At 29.6% G+C, this 23,486-nt stretch carries 25 protein-coding genes and 1 tRNA gene; 6 read left to right on the top strand and 20 right to left on the bottom strand.

The window, feature by feature from the left end; all coding sequences use genetic code 11:
• The first annotated feature begins 4 nt into the window (after positions 1–4).
• Both RSC72_RS00345 and der read left to right on the top strand, forming a co-directional pair.
• The gene (locus RSC72_RS00345; protein ID WP_332543173.1) at positions 5–433 is read left to right on the top strand and encodes an adenylyltransferase/cytidyltransferase family protein; all 429 of its coding nucleotides are present in this window, start codon (positions 5–7) and stop codon (positions 431–433) included.
• 106 nt (positions 434–539) lie between these two features.
• A complete protein-coding gene (gene der, locus RSC72_RS00350; protein WP_332543174.1) occupies positions 540–1,847 on the top strand; it encodes a ribosome biogenesis GTPase Der in 1,308 nt (435 codons plus the stop codon).
• A gap of 109 nt (positions 1,848–1,956) precedes the next feature.
• Here the strand turns inward: der and RSC72_RS00355 are convergent.
• A tRNA-Arg gene (locus tag RSC72_RS00355) sits at positions 1,957–2,030 on the bottom strand.
• Positions 2,031–2,219: 189 nt separating this feature from the next.
• On the opposite strand from RSC72_RS00355, the gene RSC72_RS00360 reads away from it, so the two are divergent.
• A complete protein-coding gene (locus RSC72_RS00360; RefSeq protein ID WP_332543176.1) occupies positions 2,220–3,287 on the top strand; it encodes an ABC transporter substrate-binding protein in 1,068 nt (355 codons plus the stop codon).
• Positions 3,288–3,779 (top strand): MepB family protein, encoded by a 492-nt coding sequence (locus tag RSC72_RS00365; RefSeq protein ID WP_332543177.1) that lies wholly within the window; start codon positions 3,288–3,290, stop codon positions 3,777–3,779.
• 49 nt (positions 3,780–3,828) lie between these two features.
• On the opposite strand, the gene pheS is transcribed toward RSC72_RS00365, so the two are convergent.
• Complete coding sequence (gene pheS / locus RSC72_RS00370; RefSeq protein WP_332543178.1) at positions 3,829–4,848, bottom strand: phenylalanine--tRNA ligase subunit alpha; 1,020 nt, start codon at positions 4,846–4,848, stop codon at positions 3,829–3,831.
• Between the two features lie 95 nt (positions 4,849–4,943).
• Between pheS and RSC72_RS00375 the strand changes: the two genes are divergently transcribed.
• Positions 4,944–5,594: an ATP-binding cassette domain-containing protein gene (locus RSC72_RS00375; RefSeq protein ID WP_332543179.1), complete on the top strand. Its 651-nt coding sequence runs from the start codon at positions 4,944–4,946 to the stop codon at positions 5,592–5,594.
• On the top strand, positions 5,594–6,586 hold the full coding sequence (locus tag RSC72_RS00380; protein ID WP_332543181.1) for a hypothetical protein: 993 nt from the start codon (positions 5,594–5,596) through the stop codon (positions 6,584–6,586). Before RSC72_RS00375 ends, RSC72_RS00380 begins: the two co-directional genes overlap by 1 nt.
• A gap of 56 nt (positions 6,587–6,642) precedes the next feature.
• Here the strand turns inward: RSC72_RS00380 and RSC72_RS00385 are convergent, their stop codons facing one another.
• From RSC72_RS00385 to rfbC, 18 genes are all read right to left on the bottom strand, one after another.
• Positions 6,643–7,779: a DegT/DnrJ/EryC1/StrS family aminotransferase gene (locus tag RSC72_RS00385; RefSeq protein ID WP_332543182.1), complete on the bottom strand. Its 1,137-nt coding sequence runs from the start codon at positions 7,777–7,779 to the stop codon at positions 6,643–6,645.
• An 11-nt stretch (positions 7,780–7,790) separates the two neighbouring features.
• Positions 7,791–8,438 carry an acetyltransferase gene (locus tag RSC72_RS00390; RefSeq protein ID WP_332543183.1) on the bottom strand — a complete coding sequence of 216 codons (648 nt, stop codon included), beginning with the start codon at positions 8,436–8,438 and terminating at the stop codon, positions 7,791–7,793.
• Positions 8,439–8,448: 10 nt separating this feature from the next.
• Positions 8,449–9,054, bottom strand: a complete 606-nt coding sequence (locus RSC72_RS00395) for a sugar transferase (protein WP_332543184.1) — start codon at positions 9,052–9,054, stop codon at positions 8,449–8,451.
• A gap of 4 nt (positions 9,055–9,058) precedes the next feature.
• On the bottom strand, positions 9,059–10,186 hold the full coding sequence (locus RSC72_RS00400) for a glycosyltransferase family 4 protein (RefSeq protein WP_332543185.1): 1,128 nt from the start codon (positions 10,184–10,186) through the stop codon (positions 9,059–9,061).
• A 64-nt stretch (positions 10,187–10,250) separates the two neighbouring features.
• Positions 10,251–11,096 (bottom strand): dTDP-4-dehydrorhamnose reductase family protein, encoded by an 846-nt coding sequence (locus RSC72_RS00405; protein WP_332543187.1) that lies wholly within the window; start codon positions 11,094–11,096, stop codon positions 10,251–10,253.
• Entirely contained in the window at positions 11,096–12,214 is a 1,119-nt protein-coding gene (gene wecB / locus RSC72_RS00410) for a non-hydrolyzing UDP-N-acetylglucosamine 2-epimerase (protein ID WP_332543188.1), read from the bottom strand. The genes RSC72_RS00405 and wecB overlap by 1 nt, the downstream gene beginning before the upstream one ends.
• Before the next feature lie 2 nt (positions 12,215–12,216).
• Entirely contained in the window at positions 12,217–12,621 is a 405-nt protein-coding gene (locus tag RSC72_RS00415) for a WxcM-like domain-containing protein (RefSeq protein WP_332543189.1), read from the bottom strand.
• An 8-nt stretch (positions 12,622–12,629) separates the two neighbouring features.
• Positions 12,630–13,625 (bottom strand): polysaccharide biosynthesis protein, encoded by a 996-nt coding sequence (locus RSC72_RS00420; protein WP_332543191.1) that lies wholly within the window; start codon positions 13,623–13,625, stop codon positions 12,630–12,632.
• A 9-nt stretch (positions 13,626–13,634) separates the two neighbouring features.
• Positions 13,635–14,402: an AglZ/HisF2 family acetamidino modification protein gene (locus RSC72_RS00425; RefSeq protein WP_332565990.1), complete on the bottom strand. Its 768-nt coding sequence runs from the start codon at positions 14,400–14,402 to the stop codon at positions 13,635–13,637.
• Positions 14,403–14,407: 5 nt separating this feature from the next.
• Complete coding sequence (hisH, locus tag RSC72_RS00430; RefSeq protein WP_332543193.1) at positions 14,408–15,022, bottom strand: imidazole glycerol phosphate synthase subunit HisH; 615 nt, start codon at positions 15,020–15,022, stop codon at positions 14,408–14,410.
• Positions 15,019–16,155, bottom strand: coding sequence for an N-acetyl sugar amidotransferase (locus RSC72_RS00435; RefSeq protein WP_332543194.1), 1,137 nt, complete (start codon positions 16,153–16,155; stop codon positions 15,019–15,021). Before RSC72_RS00435 ends, hisH begins: the two co-directional genes overlap by 4 nt.
• Positions 16,156–16,265: 110 nt before the next feature.
• The gene (locus tag RSC72_RS00440) at positions 16,266–17,273 is read right to left on the bottom strand and encodes a glycosyltransferase (protein ID WP_332543195.1); all 1,008 of its coding nucleotides are present in this window, start codon (positions 17,271–17,273) and stop codon (positions 16,266–16,268) included.
• Positions 17,274–17,276: 3 nt separating this feature from the next.
• A complete protein-coding gene (locus tag RSC72_RS00445) occupies positions 17,277–18,353 on the bottom strand; it encodes a glycosyltransferase family 4 protein (protein WP_332543197.1) in 1,077 nt (358 codons plus the stop codon).
• A 93-nt stretch (positions 18,354–18,446) separates the two neighbouring features.
• On the bottom strand, positions 18,447–19,796 hold the full coding sequence (locus tag RSC72_RS00450; RefSeq protein ID WP_332543198.1) for an O-antigen polymerase: 1,350 nt from the start codon (positions 19,794–19,796) through the stop codon (positions 18,447–18,449).
• Positions 19,793–20,791 (bottom strand): glycosyltransferase family 2 protein, encoded by a 999-nt coding sequence (locus tag RSC72_RS00455; protein ID WP_332543199.1) that lies wholly within the window; start codon positions 20,789–20,791, stop codon positions 19,793–19,795. Before RSC72_RS00455 ends, RSC72_RS00450 begins: the two co-directional genes overlap by 4 nt.
• Positions 20,788–22,050 carry an oligosaccharide flippase family protein gene (locus RSC72_RS00460; protein WP_332543201.1) on the bottom strand — a complete coding sequence of 421 codons (1,263 nt, stop codon included), beginning with the start codon at positions 22,048–22,050 and terminating at the stop codon, positions 20,788–20,790. Before RSC72_RS00460 ends, RSC72_RS00455 begins: the two co-directional genes overlap by 4 nt.
• Before the next feature lie 6 nt (positions 22,051–22,056).
• Positions 22,057–22,917, bottom strand: coding sequence for a glucose-1-phosphate thymidylyltransferase RfbA (rfbA, locus tag RSC72_RS00465; protein WP_332543203.1), 861 nt, complete (start codon positions 22,915–22,917; stop codon positions 22,057–22,059).
• A 20-nt stretch (positions 22,918–22,937) separates the two neighbouring features.
• A complete protein-coding gene (rfbC, locus tag RSC72_RS00470) occupies positions 22,938–23,486 on the bottom strand; it encodes a dTDP-4-dehydrorhamnose 3,5-epimerase (RefSeq protein ID WP_332543205.1) in 549 nt (182 codons plus the stop codon).

A 23,486-nucleotide genomic window follows, 5' to 3' on the forward strand; every position in this document is an offset into this window, starting at 1 on the left:
AACTATGAAAATCGGAATAACATTTAGTGCATTTGACCTTTTGCACGCAGGGCATATAAAAATGCTTGAAGATGCAAAACAACAATGTGATTATTTGATTGTAGGCTTACAAACCGACCCTACACTAGATCGTCCAGAAAAAAATCGTCCTACACAAACTGTTGTAGAACGCTACATCCAATTAAAAGGATGTAAATTTGTAGACGAAATAATTCCTTATGCAACTGAGCAAGATTTGGAAGATATTTTACGATCATTCAACATTAATGTTCGTATTCTAGGTATCGAATACCAAGACAAAAATTTTACAGGACGAAAATACTGTGAAGAAAAAGGAATCGAGTTTTATTATAACTCAAGAGATCACCGTTTCTCAAGCTCTGGACTAAGAAAAGTAGTCGCTGAAAAAGAATTATTGAAAATTGTAAAATAACAATTTGTTAAGGTTAGAGATTCATCTAACCTTTTTTTTATGCTCAATAGTTTCTCAATCAAAAAATTAATGTAAAAATATCTGCTAAAAATTATACCTTTGCAAAATGTCAAATATAGTTGCAATTGTAGGAAGACCAAACGTTGGTAAATCTACTTTCTTCAATCGATTAATCCAAAAAAGACAAGCTATCGTTGATGACACTTCTGGTGTTACACGCGATCGTCACTATGGAAAATCAGATTGGAATGGAAAAGAATTTACTGTGATCGATACCGGAGGGTATGTCGTTGGTTCTGATGATACCTTTGAAGAAGAGATCCGTAAGCAAGTTGAATTAGCTATTGATGAAGCAAATGTAATTTTGTTCATGGTAGACAATCAAGTTGGATTAACGGATATGGATAAGGAAGTTGGCAACCTTTTAAGACGCACTAAGAAGCCTACATTCTTAGTTGTGAATAAGGTCGATACCAACAAAAATTTAGAGGATTCGTATGAGTTTTATAACTTAGGATTCGAGAATATGTTTACAATCGCTGCAATGAGCGGTAGTGGAACAGGTGAATTATTGGATGCTGTTGTGGATACTTTTACAGAAGAAGTTCACGTAGATCCATTTGAAGGTTTACCAAAAATAACAATCGTAGGTCGCCCAAATGCTGGGAAATCTACTTTTATTAACGCATTATTAGGTGAAGAACGTAACATTGTAACAGATATAGCTGGTACAACGCGTGATTCTATCGAAACATTGTACAACAAATTTGGACACGAGTTTGTTTTGGTAGATACTGCCGGAATGCGTAAAAAAGGTAAAGTAAGCGAAGATTTAGAATTCTATTCTGTAATGCGTGCTGTACGCGCTATAGAAGAATGTGATATTTGTGTTTTGATGATTGATGCCGAACGTGGTATTGAAGCGCAAGATCTTAATATACTTTATTTAGCAGAACGTAACCGTAAAGGAGTTGTTATCTTAGTTAACAAATGGGATTTACTTGAAAAAGAAACAAATACCATGAAAGAATACAAAGATCAAATCCTAAAACGTATTGCTCCTTTTACAGATGTACCAGTTTTGTTTATCTCTGCATTGACAAAACAACGTGTATTGAAAGCTGTTGATACATTTATAGATGTATATGAGAACCGTAGTCGTCGTATTAAAACAAGTAAACTAAACGAAGTTTTATTACCAATTATCGAGATCACACCTCCACCAGCAATCAAAGGAAAATACATCAAAATTAAATATGTGACACAATTACCTACTAAAACGCCACAGTTTGCGTTTTTCTGTAATTTACCACAATATGTAAAAGATCCTTACAAACGATTTATCGAAAATCAATTAAGAAAAGAGTTTGATTTTGAAGGAGTTCCGATCGAAGTTTACTTCAGAAAGAAATAATAAAAATCCAAAAAGTCCATTTACGTTATGTAGATGGACTTTTTTATTGAATAACAATAGAATTTAATATTCATAAAAAAAGCTCAACGATTGACGCTGAGCATTTTTGTGACCGAGACAGGATTCAAACCTGTAACCTCCTGAGCCGTAATCAGGTGCGCTATTCAGTTGCGCCACTCGGCCATTTCAAAAAAAGAAAAATGACTTCCTTATTTCGACTGCAAATATAAGGCACTTTTACTGTAATTTCCTAAGATTTCAAGAAAAAATTTTTAACTAAAATTTAATCTACAATCATTCAATCTCTTACAAAAATAATTTCGCTCATTTTTTAAGAATTCTTAACTTGTCGAAGAATAAATTCAATCCAAAATGATAAAAAAAATCCTTTTCAGTTCAGTTATAATTATTGCCATTAGCAGTTGCAAACAAACCAAAGAAGAGTCAAAAATAGAATCAAAAAACAACACATTTCTATTTGCAAAAAATATTTCTATTGATGAAAATGAAACATCAATTACAATAAAATCTTCAGGAAATACAGTTTCTTTCGATAAAAAAGAGTTGCCAATAAAAACTGTAATGGTAGAAACGGCTTCCGCAATTGCTTATTTAGACTATTTAGGCGCATTAAATACGTTGAAAGGTGTAAGTGATGCAGATTTTGTTTATAATCCTAAAATTGCCGAAGGAATTGTGAATAAATCAATCCTAAAAATTGGTTCTTCTAATGAATTATTCACAGAAATTATTCTGAAAAATAAACCGCAACTTATTATCGCAAGTTCTAATCCTGTTTTGGCAAAATTTCATCAACAATTAGAGCAAAATAGTATAAAAATCTTGTATTTGGACGAATATAAAGAGCAAAATCCATTGGGACAAGTTGAATATCTAAAGATTTTCGGAAAATTATTCGGAAAAGAGATTGAAGCAAATAGTCGTGTAAATATGGTAAATAATAGCTATGATTCTATCAAAAACATTATTCAAACACAAGGAAAAGGGCAAGTTTCTACCGTTGTAAATAATATGTTTGGCGATGTTTGGTATGTGCCGACAAATGATTTGTTGCAAGCAAAATTGATAGATGATGCAAAAGGAAATTATATTTTTAAGGATAAAAAAGGAGCGTCGAGTTTGAGTTTAACTTTTGAGGAAGTTTACACAAAAGGAAAATCGGCAAATTATTGGATCAATGTAAGTGGCGCTAATTCTTTGGCAGAAATGAAAGCTTCTTACCCAAATTATGCATGGTTTGATGCCTTCAAAAAAGGAAATGTCTATGCGTACAATAAACGTATGAACGAAAAAGGATCGAATGATTATTTTGAGCAAGGAATTCTTCGACCAGATATTGTTCTGAATGATTTAGGAAAAATTTTCTATCCAAATTTGTTCCCGAATTATGATTTATACTTTTATCAACAATTAAAATAAATGATTAAAATTATTCAACAATTTGAAGAAATTGTGCTAAAACCATTGCAATTATCCATTTCTAATCTAGGAAAAGACTTGGAATGTGATGAATATTCTGGATATAATTTTGAATCAAATCAAGTGTTATTCAAATTTAGAAACGCTAAAATTACACCCAAAAAAGTTGGTCAATTTGTAACATTATGGAAACGAAATGCAGACAAACAAACCGAACCTTTTGACGAAAATGATTTAGTTGATTATTATATTATCGCAACAGAAGATGATTCTAAATTAGGATTTTATATTTTTTCTAAGTCAATCTTAATCGAAAAAAATATTTTGTCAACCCAAAATAAAGAAGGAAAACGAGGTTTTAGAGTTTACCCTGATTGGGTGAAACCAGAAAATAAACAAGCGGAAAAAACGCAGAATTGGCAACAAAATTATTTTATAGAAATCCGTAATAATCAAGTTGACTCAACACGACTTAAAATATTATTCAAATAAAAAATTCCTGCTCAAAATTGAGCAGGATTTTTCGTTTATAGTTTCATTCTTAGAATAATTCAGCTTTGAATTGCTCTAAGAAACGTTTATCATTTTCTGTGTACAAACGGATATCACCAATTTGATACAATAACAACGCAATACGCTCAATTCCCATACCGAACGCATAACCAGTATATTTTTCAGGATCAATATCCACATTGCGCAAAACATTAGGATCTACCATTCCACAACCCATAATTTCTAACCAACCTGTCCCTTTTGTCATACGATAATCAGTTTCAGTTTCTAATCCCCAATACACATCAACCTCAGCAGAAGGCTCTGTAAATGGAAAATAAGAAGGACGCAAACGAATTTCTGACTTACCAAATAACTCTGTTGTGAAATAACTTAACGTTTGTTTCAAGTCTGCAAAAGAAACACCTTTATCTATATACAAACCTTCTATTTGGTGAAACATCATGTGCGAACGCGATGAAATTGCCTCATTACGATAAACACGTCCTGGCGCTAAGAAACGCATAGGTGGCTGATTTTTTTCCATGTGACGAATCTGCGTAGACGATGTATGCGTGCGCAAAACAATATCTGGATCAGTTTCTATGAAAAAAGTATCTTGCATGTCGCGTGCTGGGTGATGCGCAGGCAAATTAAGTGCTGTAAAATTGTGCCAATCATCTTCGATTTCTGGACCTTCTGAAACACTGAAACCAATGCGATTAAAAATCTCAATAATACGATTCTTTGTAATATTAATCGGATGACGAGAACCCAATGGAAATGGCTCTCCTGGACGAGTTAAATCCAAAGAAATATCCGTTTTTCCATCGTTAGAAATTTCATTTTTAAGAACTGTTGATTTTTCTGTTGCAATCGTTTTTAATTCATTCACAACTTGACCAAATTCTTTTTTCAGTTCATTTGGCACAGATTTGAATTGTGTAAATAAATCTGTTAAAATACCTTTTTTACCTAAAAATTTTATTCTGAATTCTTCGATTTCAGTAGCATTTGTTGAATGGAAGTTTTTTACTTCCTCAATATATTGTTTGATTTGGTCAATCATAATTTCTGAACAATTTGAATACAAATTTAACGGATAATCGACTTATAACAAATTATTCGAGGACTTTTATGTATATTTTGAGAAAATATAGGACGATGCAACAATCTGTTTTAGATATTCATATTGATGAGATAAAATATAACAATGATAAAATAATACTTAAAGATGTTAAATTATCAATTGATACAGTCGGTTTATACGGTATTTTCGGAAAAAATGGACAAGGAAAAAGTACATTTTTGAAAGCTTTGTGTGGTTTAAAATCGTACAAAGGAAAGGTTGAATTTAATAACAAAAATTTGTCTTCTTCTGACGTGGCGTTCTTAGCAACAGAACCTGCTATTTATGAATATTTGACGGCTGAAGAATTTTATAAATTTTATCAAAAAGTTTCTGGTAGACAAAATCCTCAATCGCAACGTTTGTTTGATATTAACGAAAAAATAATGCTGAAAACAATGTCTACAGGGACTTTGAAGAAAGCGTATGTAAACACAATTTTACAATTTGATGATTATAAAATTTATATTTTTGACGAACCTTTCAATGGATTAGATATTGAAAGTAATTATATTTTATTGACTAAAATTAGAGAATTGGCAAAGAAGAATATTGTCTTTGTTTCTTCTCATATTGTAGAAATTGTGTTGCCTTATTTGACCAAAACTTTTTTTGTAAATAATCAGCAAATTGTTGAAGTAGAAAATGAGAATATTATGAATTTATTTATGATTTCTTCTAAATAATGGATAAACTAATCTACACGCTAAAAATCATCTTCATCAATAGATATAGACAATTAACTTACAAGGATCAATCTGCTTTTTGGATTCCTCTTATTGGTTATTTTATTCTAATTTTCAAGATAATTAACGGTTCGTTTCCAACATTTCCAGCTTTAGATTTAACCTCTTATTTTGTCATAATTTTTGTTTTTACATCAAGTCAATTTATAAATAATCGAAATGATCATGCTCTTTTAAAAAATTTATTTCCGACAAAAACCATTTATTTCCTATTTTTTCTTGAAATAATTCTTATAAATGTGCTTAACATTATTGCATTAATTGTTTTAAAAAATTATACATTTTTATGTTATTCATTCATTATTTTTTTATTCTTTACCTTTTATTTTCAGAAAGATAATCAACCAAAAATAAAATTACCATTCAAGATATTAGATGTTCTAACAATTGTAAATTATAGAAGATTCAAAATAAATTATCTCGTATTAATTGGCATTTACTACGTCGCATATCAAGGATTAATAGAATCAAATCGAAACTTATTTTTAGGATGCGTATTAGCTGTCATCATAATTTCTTTTTTCAATGTACAAAAAACAGAAAAGTTGGATTATTTTATACTTTCTAAATTGACAAACAAGCAGTATATTATTCGTAATGAATTAGATTTTTTTATGAATTGTCTACTTCTAATTTCTCCTTGTTTGGTTTTATCACTATTTTTTCAGATTGATTATTTCCTTTTTGGACTGATAGGTTTACTTATTATTCCGTCTCTTTTTCCATTAAAATATATCCTACTCAATTATTCTCTTCCGTTAACAATGAGTTCTTCTCTGATTATTTTAATATTTTTAGCAGCAATTCTAAATGATGAAATTGATTGGATATTATTAATTTCTTTTGTTCCAATCAGTATTATTTTACATATAATATCATTCAGAAAATTTACAAAAGAAAAAATATCTAATAATTCTGAATTCTATTTATAAAAAAATCCTCTCAAGTTTTCTTAAGAGGATTTTGAATATATTTTATTTCGAAAAAATTATTTCCCGAAAACTTCTTTTATTTTTTGTGCAATACGAGTGCGTTCTTCGTCTGTTAAATTAGAACCAGAAGGTAAACATAAACCATTCTCGAATAATTCTTCAGCAACTTTTCCACCGTAATAAGGTGCATCAGCAAAAACAGGTTGTAAATGCATTGGTTTCCATAATGGGCGAGATTCGATATCATCTTCTAATAATGCTAAACGTAAATCTTCGCGTGTTTTTCCTGCAACTTTCGGATCAATTGTGATTGCAGACAACCAATGATTCGAATAATAATCAGAATTTGGCTCAACAAAAACAGTTACGCCATCAATATCAGCAAATAACTCTTGATAAAATTGATTCATCGCACGACGAGCATCTACTCTATCTTGCAAAACTTCCATCTGTCCACGACCGATACCAGCCGAAATATTACTCATACGGTAATTGTACCCAATATGTGAGTGTTGGTAATGTGGTGCATTATCACGAGCTTGAGTCGCTAAGAAAACGGCTTTATCCTTGTCTTCTTTCGTATGGGAAACTAACGCTCCACCACCAGAAGTTGTAATAATTTTATTCCCGTTAAACGATAAAACTCCGAAACGACCAAAAGTTCCAGCAGATTTACCTTTAAATTTAGATCCTAGTCCTTCCGCAGCATCTTCGATAACTGGAATATCATATTTTTCCGCAATTGCAGAAACTTCATCTACTTTATATGGCATTCCGTACAAATGAACCGCTAAAATTGCTTTTGGCTTTTTACCTTTCGCAATTCTATCTTGTATCGCTTCTTCTAAAGCAATCGGGCAAAGATTCCATGTATCAGCTTCCGAATCTACAAAAACAGGCGTTGCACCTTGATAAGCAATAGGATTTGAAGTTGCGGAAAATGTCATTGTTTGACACAAAACTTCGTCTCCGTAACCAACTCCACATTCTATCAAAGCTAAATGAATAGCCGCTGTTCCAGCAGATAAAGCCGCAACTTTAACATCTTCATTTAAGAATTTTTCTATATCTTTTTCAAAACCATCAACATTTGGTCCAAGAGGTGCTACCCAATTTGCATCAAATGCTTCGTGAATGTATTTTAGTTCATTTCCACCCATGTGTGGGGAAGAAAGCCATATTTTTGAGTTCATAAAATTAAGTTTTAATTGTGAAATTTAATTGGTTTTGCAGGTATTCCAACCGCAGTACAATTGGCTGGTATAGACTTGGAAACCACAGCACCTGCACCTATAATTGTATTTTCTCCTATTTCTAGTAAATTAATAATTTTTGCTCCAGTACCTACATAAACAGCATTGTGAATATGAACTTCACCAGATATATTTACAGATGGCATAAAAGCACAATAATCATCAATAATAGTATCATGACCAACTGTACACATCAAATTAAGAATGACGAATTTTCCTATCTTAATGTTACAAGTTATTATAGTTCCTTCACAAATGATTGAACCTTCTCCTATTTCTACAAAATCATTAGAAATTGAAGCATTTGGATGAATTATTGTTGGAAAATCAATATTTGGATTTTGAATTGAATTTATAATTTTCAATTTTATTTTTGGATCTCCAATAGAAATAACCAAACTCAATGGATTGTTTTCATTATTTAGTTCATCTATTCCTCCTAATATAGGGCATCCATTTATGATAGTTCCTTTCTCAAATCCATCATCATAAAACCCTAAAAAGTTATAGGTGTTTGGATTTTCATTATTTATTTTATCAATTATGGTTTTAACTTCTCGCCCAAAACCACCTGCTCCAAAAATTGCTATATTTTTCATCACTAATTATTTAATTTCTACCATTAAAGGCTTCTGCTGTAACTTGTCCTTCTTGCGAAATACCTTCACTTTTAAAGACTTTCTTAAATGTTGTAAAAAACACGTTTATATCCGTTGTAAAAGAAAGGTTATCTACATACCAAACATCCAGTTCGAACTTCTTTGTCCAAGAAATGGCATTTCTACCATTTACTTGTGCCCAACCTGTAATTCCTGGCCGAACGTCGTGACGATGTTTTTGAACTTCATTATACAAAGGTAAATATTGTGGCAACAAAGGACGCGGTCCAATAATCGCCATATCGCCTTTTAATACATTGATTAATTGTGGAATTTCGTCTAAACTTGTTTTGCGAACAAAAGCTCCAATAGATGTTAATCGTTCGGCGTCTGATAAAAGATTTCCATTGGCATCTTTTTTATCGTTCATGGTTTTAAACTTGATGATTTTAAAAATTTTCGCATTTAGACCTGGACGTGATTGAAAAAAGAATGGTTTTCCTTGATTAGCAAAATATAAGCCAATTGTCACAAAAATAAATATTGGAGACAAAACAATAAGTCCAATTAAGGCGATAAAAAAATCGAAAAATCGTTTGAAAAAGTGTTTGTACATTATATTAATTTAAAATATTAATGATTTTTTCATAAGACTTTTCAGCTGATAAATTCTCATGGCAAAATTTATTTCCATTTTTCCCGATATCAAAACATTCTTCCTTATTTAGATACAATTCTTTGAAGGCCAAAAATAATTCATTTGGAGAATCTGCGTAAGCAAATAGTCCCATGTTATTATTTACCAAAATATTTCCTAAATCATTTCCTCGATCAATAGATGCTAAAACAGGAATTCCTGCGTTCAAGTAATCGTTTAATTTCATTGGAGTATTAGGAACTGTAAAATCTTGATGAAGACTTATCAATCCTAAATTACAATTAGACAATAAATTAAAATATTCTTCTCGAGGAACTTTATCAACAAAAAGAATATTGGAAAGATTCATATTTTGAACCTCCTTTTTTAGCTCATCAACCTCAGTACCTTTTCCGATAATTAAAAATAATACATCTTTATAAATTGACGTATTTTTAGCCAATTGGAGAACATTCTCTAACTGTTGTGGTTTTCCCATATTTCCTCCAAATACGACAACAAATTTTCCTACAGTGTTATATTTTTCAGTTATAAGTGAATTATCTTCCAAATTCTTTTTTAATAACTTTGTACTGTTGTAAACTATATCTAAGTTTTCATTCTTTAAAAATAAATTATGTTTAAGAAGATAATTTTTATTTCCTTCAGATGTACAACCTATTTTGTCAGCTGTTTTCAACAATTTTATTTCATTTTTTTTAAAAAAGTTATAAATAAGGCTATCTTTTTTCATAAAGCCTAAATCAACAGCGTTTTGTGGAAATATATCTTTTTGTAATAAGAGTACTTTAGCATCTGTTTTTTTCTTAGCATAAGAAACAAAATCTGCAAACATAACAGATGGTGTAGCTACAATAATAAGATCGAAAGATTGTTTTTTCCAAAATTTCAAAAAGGCTTTTTTGTACTGATATGGTAATAGCACATTTGCAATTCCTTTTTGAATTAAATCTTTACTGAAAACATCTCTTGTTTTTACACGAAGTACATCAATTCCTTGTTCATTTAAAATAATAGATTTTGTTTCTTTATTATTCGTTGGAGCCATAGGAAATACTTTATGTCCATTTTCATGAAAGATATTGACCATGTCACTATACATAGATGATTGTGATAGATCTGGGAGTGTGAAAAATACAAAAAGGATATTCAAATTAATAAGTATATATGTTAGAAAATTCATTCATCCATTCATACTGATCTTTTAACATTTGATCGTATGTTGGAACTTGATAATCAAATCTACATGATTTAATTAAAGATTTATCAACTACTTTACCTTCAAATGCGTTAATAGTTACATTTGTTTTCCAAATTTCTTTAAATACAGAAAGCAAATCATACTTATTTATAGGTTGACCATTTGTAAGATGAACTAATCCTGTTGTTGGTTGTTCAATTACATATTCCACCGCCTTGGCAAGTTCTAAAGTTGTAACTCCACTCCAAATTGCAGAAGTATATCCGTTTATTTCCCCTGTCTGATTCATAAACCAATGAAATAACCCAATCCCATTTTTATTAAGCTCAGGCCCAATAATTGATGTTCTTATGGTCAAATCTTTTTCGTTTTCAATCTCACCTAAAGCTTTTGACTGCGCATAGAAACCAAAACCATCTTTTACATCGTTTTCAGAATAATTTCCTTTTTTACCATTAAAAACACAGTCTGTACTTATATGTATTATCTTAGTTGTTGTTTCTCTAGTTGTTTCTTCTAGGAAATGAGGAAAATAACTATTAAACCAAATTGCTTTTTCTGGATGATCTTCAGCATCCTTATTAAGTATACCAATACAATTAATTACAATATCAAACTGATTTTCTTTAATAATTTCTTGAAGCCTTACTGTATCAGAGACATCTAAAGAAAATTCATTTTCTGTTTCCGTAATATTTCTTGCAATTCCGAAAACATTAAAATTTCCGGATTTCTTAAAGTAGTTATACATGACATGTCCTGCCATTCCTTTAATACCTATGATTAATACTTTTTTCATTACTTATCCCAAATAACTTTATCAACAATAGACGAATAGCTTTGAATAGCTTTAATAACACGATCAGAAGTATTTGTCACTTTATACTCAAATGGTAATTGAATATTTGGATCAAATAAACCTTTCGAAATTTCAATCGCATTTAGCATTTGATCTTTTGAAATTCCACCCAATACAATTGTACCTGCATCTATAGCTTCTGGTCTTTCTGTACTTGTTCTGATACTAATTGCAGGAAATCCCATCATTGCAGATTCTTCACTAATTGTACCACTATCAGAAAGAACGATAAAAGATTGATTTTGCAACTTCACGTAGTCAAAAAATCCTAATGGAGCTACATTTTGAACTAATGGATGAAACTGAATATTGTTTTTTTCAATTCTATTCTTAGTACGTGGATGAGTAGAGAAAATAATAGGCATTTGATATTTTTCTGCAACGGCATTGATAGATTCTGCTAAGATTTCGAAATGATTACTTAAATCAATATTTTCTTCTCTGTGTGCACTTACAACGATATAATTATTTGCTTTCAGGTTTAATCTTTCAACTACATCACTTTCGTTAATTTTGTGCTGATATTTATCTAAAACTTCTTTTAACGGCGATCCAGTCACAAAAACGTGATCTTTTCTAAAACCTTCACTTAGTAAATAACGTCTACTATTTTCGGTATATGTAAGATTAATATCACTAATGTGATCGGAAATTTTTCTGTTAATTTCTTCTGGTACATTTTGGTCAAAACATCTATTTCCTGCTTCCATATGGAAAATAGGTATTTTAAGCCTTTTGGCTGCAATTGTACTCAAAACACTATTTGTATCTCCCAAAACAAGAAGTGCATCTGGTTTTTCTTGTGCAAGAATTTCGTATGATTTTGAAATAACATTTCCAATAGTTTCGCCAAGATGAGCACCTGCCACATTCAAGAAATAATTAGGTTTACGAAGTTCTAAATCTTCAAAGAAAATCTCGTTCAATTCGTAATCATAATTTTGACCTGTGTGAATTAAAATATGATCAAAATATTGGTCACATTTTTTTATACATTCTGTAAGACGAATAATTTCAGGTCTTGTTCCTAAAATTGTTACAACTTTTAATTTTTTCATTTTTATTTCCATTTTTGGGAATCAAATTTATAATCATCATTTATTTCTCCTAACAAATAGTTAGAAAATACAGCTAATTTGGCATTATCAGAAAGCGCTTGTATTGATGTTCCATAACCAGGTTGTATATATAAACAATCCATAGTTTCGGCACTTAAAACAAATTTTTCAACTTTTAAATTTTCTGATGGATTTTCAAAATTATCAATTTTCACTAATTTAATTTCAAATTGACCATCAACCGCTACAAACCATCTTTTTTCAATTTTATGAGCTTGCCAAGCACGAATTATACTTATATCTTGGTTTTCCAAGATATACATTCTTTTGGTTTCTGATAAGTTGAAATCATTGTTGTAAAACAATTTACCTCTTTCGTCTACGAACTTATTTCCTTTAATTAGCATTTAAATAATTACTGAAATAAATCCAATTTCTTAAGCAATACTTTTACACCCTCCACATTTTCTCTTTTTGTATTATGAGAGTTGTAATCTTCAATTTTTTCTGCAATTTGATTTCCTTGAGAAAAATATTTAGCATAATTCAGGTCACGATTATCCGCAGGAATTCTATAAAAATCCCCCATATCTTCTGCGTTCATCATCTCCTCTCTTGTACAAAGTGTTTCGTATAATTTTTCCCCATGACGAGTTCCAATAATTTTAATGGTATTATTCGCATTTTTCATTTCTAAAACTGCTTTTGCTAAATCACCAATTGTTGCTGCAGGAGCTTTATTCACAAACAAATCGCCTGGATTTCCATTTTCGAAAGCGAAAAGAACTAGTTCTACTGCTTCGTCTAAAGACATCAAGAAACGGGTCATATTAGGATCAGTAATTGTAATGTCTTCTCCTTTTTCTATTTGATTCAAAAACAAAGGAATAACCGATCCACGAGACGCCATTACGTTTCCGTAACGTGTAAGACAAACCACAGTTTCTGTAAGATTACGCGCTTCTGCAACGGCTACTTTTTCCATCATTGCTTTAGAAATACCCATAGCGTTAATTGGATAAGCCGCCTTGTCTGTTGATAAACAAATTACTTTTTTTACTCCATTCGATGATGCAGCACGAATAACATTTTGAGTTCCTTCTACATTTGTTTTTACCGCTTGCATTGGAAAAAATTCGCACGAAGGCACTTGCTTTAAAGCAGCTGCGTGAAATACATAGTCTACACCTCGTGTTGCAGATTCTACAGATGAGAAATCGCGAACATCACCAATGTAATATTTTATTTTATCATTTTTGTACAAGTTTCGCATATCATCTTGCTTTTTCTCATCACGAGAAAAAATACGAATTTCTTTGAAATGGTCTGTCTCTAAAAATCGATTTAAAACAGCGGTTCCAAAAGAACCTGTACCTCCTGTTATTAATAAAACTTTATCTTTGATTTGCATAATGAATTTTTATTGAATGTCGTATAGTTTATTTTTTATTTCTTTTGTCGGATAATTGATTAAAACTGCTTTAAGTTTGCCTTTATAAATAAACAAACTTCCTGCCGCAGCTCCTATTATTTTAAATTCTTTGTATATTTTTTTTACATCTTCTAAACTTCCAGCACCACCAAGAATAGTAACAGGTTTGGATGTATATTGAAAAACTTTTCTGATTAAACCAAAATCATATCCTTTTTCGGTACCGTCAAGGTCGATATTATTGACGATGATTTCACCAAACTGAAGATCTTTAATTTTTTTCAAAAAATCAACTAAATCTATTTTGGTGCTTTTTGTTCCATTATTAATAAAAATTTCATAATCCCCTAATAATTTCTTTTTAACATCTATCACTAAAACAACACTTTGACTCCCTACTTGTTGGCTAATTTCGTTTACTAAATCTATATTTGTGAATAATATACTACTTAAAGCAATCTTCTCTACACCTAGATTGAAAATTTTCTGAGCTTGTTCTACCGTTTTTATTCCTCCACCATAACAGATTGGCATTCGTGATTGTGAAGCAATAGTTTCTATTAATTTATAATTAGGTTCAAGATTATTTCTGGTTGTTGAAATATCAAAAATACAAATTTCATCAACCTCTTTTTTATTAAAAATATTGACTGTATTAATTGGATCACCGATATATCTTGCGTTTTTGAATTTGATCGTTTTTACAACCAAACCATCTTCTATAAGTAAACTTGGAATTAATCTTGGTTTTAGCATAACTTTTAAAGATTTACAAAATTATTCAGAAATTGAACTCCTATTTGATGACTTTTTTCGGGATGACATTGTATACCGTAAATATTATCTTTCTGAACAATTACGGTAATTTCTTCTCCGTATTCTGCCGTAGCCAAAATATTATTTTTATCTTGACATTCCATCACATAAGAATGTAAAAAATAAAAATCTGGATCACTTTGAAAATCATGAAATAAAGTTGAATATTGCTTAATTTCAATTGTATTCCATCCCATGTGAGGCAATAATGTATTTTGAAGCAAAGCAGATGTGTCTATTTTTTTTACTTTGCCAGTAATCCAATTTAAACCATCTAATTTTCCTTCTTCACTACTTTTTGCCATCATTTGCATACCTACACAAATTCCCAAAACAGGAGTTTTTTCTTGTAACACTTTATAATTAAGTATTTCTATCATGCCAGAATCAGTTAATTTTTGCATTGCAAAATCAAAATGACCTACACCTGGCAAAATTATTTTTTTTGCATCAATCAGATCTTCTTTCGTTTTTGCAAGTGAACATGGAATGCCTAATTCCTTAAAAATATTAAGAAATGCAGCTATATTTCCAACTCCATAATCCACAATAGTTATCATCTAAACAATCTTTTTTCTAACCCGAAAGTACGCATAAATTGTATTCCGAATCCTATTAGGTTTCTTTTTGATTTGTAATCTTTATATGTCTTATTTTTTCCTTGAAAAATTACTTCAAATTCATCTTCTGAGAAATTTAATTTATCGGCAATATATTTTTTTTCATTCATTAAATCTTGTTCATCAAGCTCTGGTTTTGAAATTCTTTCAAGAGCCTCTTCACGGGACATTTGTCCAGTAAGAATCAAACTTGAAAAATGTGCTTTACGTCTGTCGAATCCAAACTTTATTGGCAACCAATAATCTTCAAAAAACCTAGTAAAACGAGATTCATGATGTTTATGTTGAAATGATTTCCAACCAAATTTCTCCGCTAAGAACTGCTCAACATTGTTTTTATTATATTCAACATAATTTAATGGGTGAAAAATTTTCATTCCTAAAACGCGTTGATAATAAATTTTATATTTAAAGATATCCACGATTGGAAATGTTTTTAGTTTTCTTTCTCCATGTTTAGTGAAAATATTTTTAATTAAAACTGAGTCTATTCCTGGATAGGCTCCCCATTCTTCTGGTTCTCGACAACATTCTGTACTATAATTTGCACCAGTAAACACATATTTTATGTTATTTTTTCGGGCAAATTTATAAAGACTTGAAAAGAATGCAATATCTTGAGGCATGTCTTGATCTGGGATTTGAGCTTTAAAAAATGCTCGTTGTAAATCTTTCATCTCATTCCAGTCGACAACATCAGTGTATAAATCTAGATCTAAGCCTGTGATTATTTTCTCAATATTAGAGGTAGCTTGCTCTGTATTCCAACCTGCATCAACATGGTAAATCAAAGGTCTTAATCCCATAATTTCTTTTGTAACATATACACAGTACGAACTATCTAAACCTCCACTAAGACCTATTATGCAATCATAGTCTTGCTTTTTACATTCTTGTTTTACTTTTTCAGCAAATTTCTGCAACTCATCTAATCTGCCTTTTCCAAAATTCCATTCTGGTAAAATATTTTTTTGGAAATTTGTATAATAATCACTTTCACCATTTTCATTAAAAACAATGTTAGGGTCGGTAGTATCCATTATAGTTTTAGAGCAAATTTTGTAGTTAGTCATATAGTGTTAATTTATGTTAGTTAGCTTTTCTCTATTACTTTCTTATATAGATATATGTATTTACTAAATGAGAATTCTAGTTTTTCTAGATATTCTAAAAATTCATTTTTTCACAAAATTGAGATTAAATCATCTATCCTATTGTTAACATTTGAAGTTGAATATTTAACTTTTGGTTCTAATGATTTTTCTAACGCATCGGCTATAGAATCCTCATCTAAAGGATTAAATACTAAGCTAGGTTCACATGCAGCATACATGTATGGAAGATTAGCTCCTATTACTTTACAACCATTTTCTATTGCTTCAACAATACCTAAACCAAAACTTTCAGCCAATGAAGGGTATATTAAGTATTCTGATGAACTATAAATTTCACTTAAGTTTGCTCTTGGTACAAATCCAATATTTTTTAAGGGATAATTTAATTCTAATTTTTGTTTGATCAACTCTAAAAGTTCAGGAAAATTTTCGTCAATTGTTAAAATTAATTCACCTTGTTTGTGTTTATCATAAAAAGCACAAAAAGCATTGATCAATCTTACATGATTTTTATGAGGAGGTGCATTGCTTATATATACATAAGTATGTGCTTTTCTTTTTATCTGCTGATCATTCTGTATTGGTGGATAAAATGGCATTAGTAATAATTTTTCAGAACTCGTTTTAAATTTTTCTTGAAAATTATTTTTAATAACCTCTGTTTGTAACATCCAATAATCACTATACTTAAATAAGTATTTTAAAACATATCTTTTTAAGGTAAATAGTACTTTATGACTAAAAGGTATATCACTCGGGAATTTAATGTAAAGCTGTTGATGAAAATAAGTATACACCTTAGCGTCTAGTTTTATACTTGGTGGTAAATCTCCGAAGCATAGAACAGATGTAAATTTATGCCGATTTTCAACATAAAATTTATGCCGATTTATCAAAGATGCTTTCATTAACATTACTTCATTATCCGTATTATCAAGATAGTCTATCTTTCCTTCTACTCGTTGGTCTAATAAATAAAATATTTTTTTACCTGATTTTTCTAATTCCTCTATTAGATAATCAAGTAGAATTTTACCTCCACTATTGTTTATGTATATGGCGTCTATTAAAATCATTTATTATATTAATATTTTTTTCCAAGATTCGTAAATATTTTCAGGAGAAAATTTCAAAACGTTTATTCTTGCATTTTTACTCATGTTTTCTCTTAAATCTTTATCCTCCATTATCTTTCTCAATTTAGATGATAAATCATCTTTATTCTCCATTTCAATTAAAAAACCGTCATTTTGATATACCAAATCTTTAGGGCCTGTTGGACAGTTATAAGAAATAATTGGTAACCCGCATGCTTTAGCTTCAAGTAGAACCATAGGTAAACCTTCATTTCTTGAAGTCATCAGATATATTGATGATTCTAAAAACTCTTGTTCAATTTCGGGGGTTGGTGGTGATAAAATCACATTGTTTAATTGATATTTTTTTATTAATTCTTCTAAAATATTTTTCATCGATCCACTACCTATTATTTTAAAAACCCAATCCTGTTTTTCTTTTATTAATTGGTGTAAATCATTCAAAAGAATATCAAATCCTTTTTGCGTTTCATATCTTCCGACTGCCAAAACTTGTTTTTTTCTTTCTTTGTCAACTAACTCAGGATAAAATGAAAATTGATTCGGAATGACATAACATGATTTGATTTTCGGTATTTGTTTTTTATATTCAATCTTATCATCATTTGTTAAGACAACAACCGCATCTAACCTGGGGTATAATCTCTTACGTAAATATCTTGTAGATTTTGTTGTCGCCCAATATCCCATATGCTCACAGCCTATACGTTTCAATTTTTCTTTTTTTGAAAGAAAAGCTAGCATACAATTAATAGCATGTGTTGTTCCTATAATTATTTCTTCTTTTTCAAAATATTTAACTAATTGTCTTGCCAATATCCAATAATCAACCAATCGAAATAAAATATTAGATTTTAATCCTTTATCAAGATGTAATACATCAACATCTTGATCTACTTTATAATAGGGTGATCCTTCTGATGAATATAAACTTATTATTCTAACTTTATGTCCTTTAGAAACCAGATTATTTGATAAATTAGTAACCGCACGTTCTGTTCCTGCGCTAAGTCTTATATCTCCTATTACTATATTTATTCTTTTCCTTTGATTATCCATAAATTTCTGTTATTCTTTTTTAGAAAGTAGTAACTTCTCCTTTATCCGAAATATCTGATAAAATAATACTAATTTTACTCATAATATAGATTTCTATTTTTTTGCTATTTTACTAAATAAAAAAACTCGTTTTTTATACAATTGGAATAGAAAAATAATCAACATTGCCCATATTATTGTTCTAGGTTGTACTAAATAAGTTGCTCTTGGATAAAAGATTGCATGTGATACAAAAATAAAATAGATCACATAGTAATATACATTATTTAAGTTTAATTTAGCTTTACTTACAACCCAACCAATTAAGAATGAAATAAATACAACTCCATATATTCCAAATGAAAAATACATTTCACCAACCATATTTGTTCCTAAACCAAATTTAGATCCTGTACCAAATTCTAAAAAGGTTGGGAAAGCTCCGCTCATCATATCTTTTGGTAGACCAAAAAAATCTAAAATTCCTGTAGATCCTGGTATTGGCGACAGAATATCACTTGCAATTGATACAAAATAAGCGTGAAAATTATTATTTGCAAAATCTACAAGTACATATAAATTTCTATTGGTTACAATTAAGTCCATATAAATATCAAAACCTGATGAAAATTGATTCATCGTGTTACTTGAATGATCTTCTTGTCTAAAGAGCATTACAAATGCCATTAACATTGAACCTAAGCCTACAAATAATAGTAAAAATAGTTTTGGTATTTTTTTTATAAAAGTTCCAAAAGTCACTAAAAGAATTAATCCAACACTAATAACAATTGTTCTAGAACCTGTAAATATTACAAATAGCATCGCAAAAAACAGGTAAATTAGTACAGTGTTTCTTAGCGCCTTGTCTTTTATTTTAAAGACAAACATTGCTAATAACAAACAAGTGATTGAAAAAATAGTATTGAAATAAGAAAACATACCTACTTCATTAAAATCTGCATCACCAGAGTAAACTGCGCTTAGGTGAGATAAACCTCCTGTAGCTATATACAAAAAATAGGAAATAATTGATAAAGTAAATAATAATCTTATAAAATAGGAATTGACTCTAAAATCATTATTAACCTTAATTTTTTGCTCTTTTAATGAAAAAATATGTGAAATTCCTAACAAATAGGAAGAGTAGGCTAATCCTGATAGAGCAGTTGAATAGGTTATTATATTTTTATTGAATGGAAAAGCAAAGTTAGCAAAATCCGGTTTTATAGGAAAATAGAAAACGGGGTAAATAAAATTACAAAGACAATATGAAAAGGCAAAAAAGAATTCGAAACAAGCTAAATTGTTATATGATTTTTGTGAAAAGAAGATGACATTCTGAATCAGAAAAATGATCAAGATTGCAGAACAAAACATAAATGAATAAGTTTTTGGTGCTAAAAAGCATAAAAATAAACTTATTAAAAAAAATATCGAATTTATTATTTTTGTATTAATCATAACCTACCTTTCAATTTTTGATATACATAAACTGTAAAATTATATGTACGTCTATATAATTTTAGCAATAGAAAATTCTTGTTCTCTATTAATCTGTATGTAATTTTTTCTTTTAAACTTAAAATTGATAAATCTGTTATTTGGTTCACTTCTGGAAAAGCGAGAGATAGTTCTTCCCAATATTTAGAATCTGAAATAAAAAATAATTCAATCTTTTTTCTTAATTTACCTTCTAAAATTGCATTTTTATACAAATCATAATCTTTTTTATTTCCAAAAAAATCTGTTAATTCTTTAAATACTAAAAGAATATTATTGATATGTTCTTTCGTTAATTTCTTAGTGTAAGAATTCGTATTTGTTTGAATATAATGATAAACGGGAATATCTATTTTAGAAACAGAATTTGCGTAATACGCTAAACGTGGAGAAGTCACATAATCTTCTCCATAATTAACTCCTTCTAAAGCTGTAATTTTATTGTCTATATATAATTTTCGTCTAAAAAGTTTATTAACGACGCCAACTATTGCTTGTGCTGATAACATTAAATTAATAAAATGAACTTTGTTTTTACCAATATCTTGAACTGCTTCTTTTTGAACCTCTCCCCATTCTAAAACATAGTTACAAGTAACAATATCTGAATTTGTTTCAACTGCTTTTGTATATAAAAGGTCAATCGCATTCAAATCTAAATAATCATCACTGTCAACATGGAGAATATATTCTCCTGTTGCATTTTCTACTCCTGTATTTCTAGCTCCTGCTAAACCTTTATTCTCTTGATGGTCGATGATTTTTACATTTGCCTTTCTATGTGGATATTTCTCTATTACTCCTTTTAATAATTCAATCGAACGATCCGGAGATTTATCATTAACAAAAATATATTCTATATGTTCAAAATTTTGCTCAAACAATGAGGTTGCGCAACATTCTATAAAATTTTCAACTTTATAAATAGGTACTAATATTGATACTTTCGGATTCATAAAAGTTGATATTTTTTAGTTACAGATTTACAATATAATATTTCCGTTAATCCAGATAATGCCATCGCAGCACCAAAAACATAAATATTTTTATAGAAGAAAAAACCTATGGCTAAATAAATTAAAAAGCTAATTAATGCGATTATTTGATTTTTAGTAACTAAATAATATTTATTACTCGGTACAAATACAAAGCTAATATACGCTCCTACTACAAGCCAAGACATAACTGTAAAACTAAGTAAAATTGCTAATGGATAGGCTGAATTCATTTGGTATCCTGCAAAAATTTCTACAATTAATTTTCCGAAAATAGTAATGAACAAGACTACGCCTAATGACATTAATATTTCGATATTAATAATCTTTTTTATTCTTGATTTTTTAATATCAACTACTAATTTAGGAAAAACGGCTCCATTAATACTCATAAATATTGTTCTTGGGATAATGACAATTTTACTTGCCAAGTCATAAATTGCAACATCTTTCATTCCAAAAAAAGCACCTATTATTATGGCTATACTTTGTTCTTTAATTACACCAGCAGATGTACTTAAAAAGAATGGAAAAGAATCTCTAAACCATTTTTCTAAACTGCTTTTTTTTACAAAATTTAAATGATAGTTATATTTAAATCTAATAATAAAAAATGCTATAATTCCTCCAAATAAACTACTTAATGATACAATTAATACATACCAATTTATATCTGATGGTGCTTTAATTAAATAGAAAATAAATGGTAAAGAAATTATTTTTATAATCAATTGTATATAAGTTATGATTTTCATATTCTGAATACCTTGAAAAAACCATTGTGGAAAAATAATAAAACTTATAACTTGAATAAAACTAAAAATAAATAAAATAAAATGTTGTTTTAGGAAAGGAACAAAAAAGAGTAAAAAACTTATTATTACTATAGATAATAATAGTAGATAAACTTTTGCCGTAAAAACACACGATAAAGTTTCTTGTATTTTATTCCTATTTTCAATATTTTCAGCAATAGCTTTTGTCGCTGGAAAATCGAATCCAAAGTTGATCAAAAATATAAAATAAGTTGTTATCGAAGTTGCAAACACATATAATCCATAAGATTCTACTCCAAGTACTTGGATAAGGTAAGGATAAATTAATAAGTAGAAAAACGAATTCAATACTTGTAAAATTGTCATAAAAAAATAATTTTCTATTATTTTTTTATTGTTTTTTAACAAATCGAAAATATTATCTACTTTAGGTTTTAAATTCATTTAGATTTATTTACAAACTTTCATTAAATACTCACCATAACCGCTTTTGCGTAATGGCTCTGCAATTTTTACTAATTGTTCCTTGTTGATATAACCCATGCGGTAAGCAACTTCTTCGATAGCACCAATTTTCATTCCTTGGCGTTCTTCGATTACTTGAACAAATAGTCCTGCTTGCATCAACGAATTAATTGTTCCTGTATCCAACCAAGCTGTTCCACGGTTAAAAACACCAACTTTTAGTTTATCTCTTTTCAGGTATTCTGCATTAATGTCCGTGATTTCTAATTCTCCACGAGGTGAAGGTTTGATATTTTTTGCAATTTCTACCACATCATTATCATAAAAATAAAGTCCTGGTACAGCAAAATTCGATTTTGGTTCTGTTGGTTTTTCTTCGATAGAAACCACTTCATTCTTCTCATTAAACTCAACAACTCCATATCTTTCTGGATCTGAAACTTGGTAAGCAAAAACGACTCCTCCATCTGGATCAGCTGAATCTTGTAGTAATTTCGACATTCCAGAAGCGTAGAAAATATTATCTCCTAAAATTAAGGCTACTTTATCATCTCCGATAAAATCTGCTCCTAAAATAAATGCTTGCGCTAATCCGTCTGGACTTGGTTGTTCGATATAAGAAAATTTACATCCGATTTGAGAACCATCACCTAATAATTTTTCGAAATGAGGTAAATCGTGAGACGTAGAAATAATCAGAATTTCACTAATCCCTGCCAACATCAATGTTGATAACGGGTAGTAAATCATCGGTTTATCATACACTGGCATTAATTGCTTACTAACAGCTAATGTCAACGGATGCAACCTAGTTCCTGATCCTCCTGCTAATATTATTCCTTTCATTTTATAGTTTATAGGTGAGTTTATTTATTTTTAAATGTTGTAAATGATTGTGCTTCTTGATCTTTTTCAGAAATAATCATTTCATCTGTAGGAATTCCCCAATCAATATCTAATTCATTATCCAACGGATTTACACCATCTTCAGATGCTTTGTTGTATCCATTATCACATTTATAAAAAAATGTTGCCGAATCAGAAATTACAGAAAAACCATGTAAAAATCCTCTTGGTATAAATAACTGTTTCTTATTATCAGCAGATAATTCCACCGCAACAGATTGCCCATACGTTTCTGAACCTTCGCGAACATCAACTGCAACATCAATTACCGATCCTTCTACAACACGTACTAATTTTGCTTGCGAATGCTCACCTGCTTGCATATGTAAACCACGCACAACACCGTAAGTTGAATTGGATTGATTATCTTGAACAAAAGTTGGTTTATAACCCAAAATTTCTTCCATTTTATTTTCGTTGTATGATTCGAAAAAATATCCTCTCGAATCTTCAAAAACAGTTGGTTCTAAGATAAAACAGCCTTTCAATTTTGTTTCTGTAACTTTCAT

The sequence above is a fragment of the Algoriella sp. genome (assembly GCF_036647415.1).
Classification (GTDB): domain Bacteria; phylum Bacteroidota; class Bacteroidia; order Flavobacteriales; family Weeksellaceae; genus Empedobacter.

Coding starts and splice junctions, on each gene's coding strand:
- RSC72_RS00345 (WP_332543173.1), top strand. CDS start 5: ATGAAAATCGGAATAACATTTAGTGCATTTGACCTTTTGCACGCAGGG.
- der (WP_332543174.1), top strand. CDS start 540: ATGTCAAATATAGTTGCAATTGTAGGAAGACCAAACGTTGGTAAATCT.
- RSC72_RS00360 (WP_332543176.1), top strand. CDS start 2,220: ATGATAAAAAAAATCCTTTTCAGTTCAGTTATAATTATTGCCATTAGC.
- RSC72_RS00365 (WP_332543177.1), top strand. CDS start 3,288: ATGATTAAAATTATTCAACAATTTGAAGAAATTGTGCTAAAACCATTG.
- pheS (WP_332543178.1), bottom strand. CDS start 4,848: ATGATTGACCAAATCAAACAATATATTGAGGAAGTAAAAAACTTCCAT.
- RSC72_RS00375 (WP_332543179.1), top strand. CDS start 4,944: ATGCAACAATCTGTTTTAGATATTCATATTGATGAGATAAAATATAAC.
- RSC72_RS00380 (WP_332543181.1), top strand. CDS start 5,594: ATGGATAAACTAATCTACACGCTAAAAATCATCTTCATCAATAGATAT.
- RSC72_RS00385 (WP_332543182.1), bottom strand. CDS start 7,779: ATGAACTCAAAAATATGGCTTTCTTCCCCACACATGGGTGGAAATGAA.
- RSC72_RS00390 (WP_332543183.1), bottom strand. CDS start 8,438: ATGAAAAATATAGCAATTTTTGGAGCAGGTGGTTTTGGGCGAGAAGTT.
- RSC72_RS00395 (WP_332543184.1), bottom strand. CDS start 9,054: ATGTACAAACACTTTTTCAAACGATTTTTCGATTTTTTTATCGCCTTA.
- RSC72_RS00400 (WP_332543185.1), bottom strand. CDS start 10,186: ATGGTCAATATCTTTCATGAAAATGGACATAAAGTATTTCCTATGGCT.
- RSC72_RS00405 (WP_332543187.1), bottom strand. CDS start 11,096: ATGAAAAAAGTATTAATCATAGGTATTAAAGGAATGGCAGGACATGTC.
- wecB (WP_332543188.1), bottom strand. CDS start 12,214: ATGAAAAAATTAAAAGTTGTAACAATTTTAGGAACAAGACCTGAAATT.
- RSC72_RS00415 (WP_332543189.1), bottom strand. CDS start 12,621: ATGCTAATTAAAGGAAATAAGTTCGTAGACGAAAGAGGTAAATTGTTT.
- RSC72_RS00420 (WP_332543191.1), bottom strand. CDS start 13,625: ATGCAAATCAAAGATAAAGTTTTATTAATAACAGGAGGTACAGGTTCT.
- RSC72_RS00425 (WP_332565990.1), bottom strand. CDS start 14,402: ATGCTAAAACCAAGATTAATTCCAAGTTTACTTATAGAAGATGGTTTG.
- hisH (WP_332543193.1), bottom strand. CDS start 15,022: ATGATAACTATTGTGGATTATGGAGTTGGAAATATAGCTGCATTTCTT.
- RSC72_RS00435 (WP_332543194.1), bottom strand. CDS start 16,155: ATGACTAACTACAAAATTTGCTCTAAAACTATAATGGATACTACCGAC.
- RSC72_RS00440 (WP_332543195.1), bottom strand. CDS start 17,273: ATGATTTTAATAGACGCCATATACATAAACAATAGTGGAGGTAAAATT.
- RSC72_RS00445 (WP_332543197.1), bottom strand. CDS start 18,353: ATGGATAATCAAAGGAAAAGAATAAATATAGTAATAGGAGATATAAGA.
- RSC72_RS00450 (WP_332543198.1), bottom strand. CDS start 19,796: ATGATTAATACAAAAATAATAAATTCGATATTTTTTTTAATAAGTTTA.
- RSC72_RS00455 (WP_332543199.1), bottom strand. CDS start 20,791: ATGAATCCGAAAGTATCAATATTAGTACCTATTTATAAAGTTGAAAAT.
- RSC72_RS00460 (WP_332543201.1), bottom strand. CDS start 22,050: ATGAATTTAAAACCTAAAGTAGATAATATTTTCGATTTGTTAAAAAAC.
- rfbA (WP_332543203.1), bottom strand. CDS start 22,917: ATGAAAGGAATAATATTAGCAGGAGGATCAGGAACTAGGTTGCATCCG.
- rfbC (WP_332543205.1), bottom strand. CDS start 23,486: ATGAAAGTTACAGAAACAAAATTGAAAGGCTGTTTTATCTTAGAACCA.